Source organism: Microcosmobacter mediterraneus, assembly GCF_031846265.1.
Taxonomy (GTDB): Bacteria; Bacteroidota; Bacteroidia; order Flavobacteriales; family Flavobacteriaceae; genus Microcosmobacter; species Microcosmobacter mediterraneus.
Genome location: NZ_JAVRIA010000022.1, coordinates 1 through 1,580, shown reverse-complemented (window position 1 = coordinate 1,580; position 1,580 = coordinate 1). Strand labels below are relative to the sequence as shown.

General features: G+C 33.3%; 1 pseudogene. It reads right to left on the bottom strand.

Going from position 1 to position 1,580, the window contains the following annotated elements:
• Positions 1–1,580: pseudogene (locus tag RM697_RS13665) on the bottom strand (hypothetical protein); the annotation flags it as partial.

Below are 1,580 nucleotides of genomic sequence, written 5' to 3'. Positions count from 1 at the left end.
GCACATCAATAATAATGTTGAATGAAGTAGTACTATAACAACCTGTTGTATTATTTTCAACTCTTATAAATAATGTTCCTTGAGTACCAGAATAATTAGTATTTAAAGCATTATTTCCAGAATCAGCATCAGCTTGAGTTGTGTGGTAAGTAATTGACACATTAGAATCTGTTGTAACCTCTGCATCTATTGTAGTAAGATCAATATCTACAACACCATCTTGATCGTTATCACAGAGTATTAAATCAGCTGGTTGATTTATTACAGGTAAAGGATTAACTGTAATGTCAAATTGAGTTATCGCTCTACATCCTAAGAAACCATCAGAGACAGCATCATTATCTTCAACTCTTACATAAACTGTAGTAGAAGCTGTTACTAGAGGAGAGGAAACAGGATTTGTTGCATTATTTCTATCAGTTTCAGATGTATAAAAACTAACGTTAAAATCAGTATTACTTTGAGAACCTAAAATTTGTGCGGCTATAGTATCTAGATCAAAACTCTCGGTACCATCTCCACTTATATCATCACATATTTGAATATCAGCAACAGTATTTGCAGTTGGTAAATCGTAAAGCGTAATAACTACCTCTTGAGATAACGAATCATCTCCACAATCTTCATCAAATGCTTGAAAACTATATCTTCCTGATTCTGTAACAACGAGAGTTGAAGCAGTAGCACCTGGAATTGCTATGAAATCATCATACCATTGGAAACTATCAGCGAAAGGAGAATCAGCTTCTAAAGTTATTGACGTGAAGTCACATAATGGATTAGTGAAATCAACTTCAGTAGGATCATTAGTACTATCAATGAATACTTCATTACTAACTACTTCAGCATTTATTTCTGCGGTTATAGTTCCTCCACCAGTATTTGTTTGCGTAATTGTAATTGTACCAGGACCACCGTTAAAATTAGTAACTAATAAAACGTAAACTTCACCTGCAAGGGCATTATTAATAGTTAGATTTTCTGTGGATTGAATAGAATAACTACAGTCAACTATATTTCCAAATGGATAAAAATTAGGATCAAATGTATTGTTCGGACAATCTCCAGGTGTAGGACAACCTGTATCTAATCCACCACATGCTTCATCTAATGAATTGAAAGGTCCCCAAAGTACAAAATCAACATCAAGTCCGTTTCCATTATCATCAACTTGATCTATTTCAATTTCAATTAATCCAGATTCATCAATTTGAATAGTATTCCAAGTTGGGTTTGGTGCAGTAAATAAACATGCAATTTGTCCTGTGTCAGGGATACCAATAATATTTGAAGTTGTTAAACCTTCGTCTCCTGAGCAGAAATTCACGGAGTTTTCACAAATAATATTTGTTGGAGCCTCTCTAATACATAATTCAAAATCAATATTATCTGGATCAGAACCTCCTGTAAAAATTCTTACATAATAGGTGTTACCAACAGTAAGTTCTGTGGTTACACTTGCATCATCATCAGAACAATACAACTCTGTTAAGTTATCACAATCTACTCCTTCATAAACTGCATGATTTATATCAGGAAATCCTCCACTTAAATTATTTATAGAGATTATTTCTACCTCA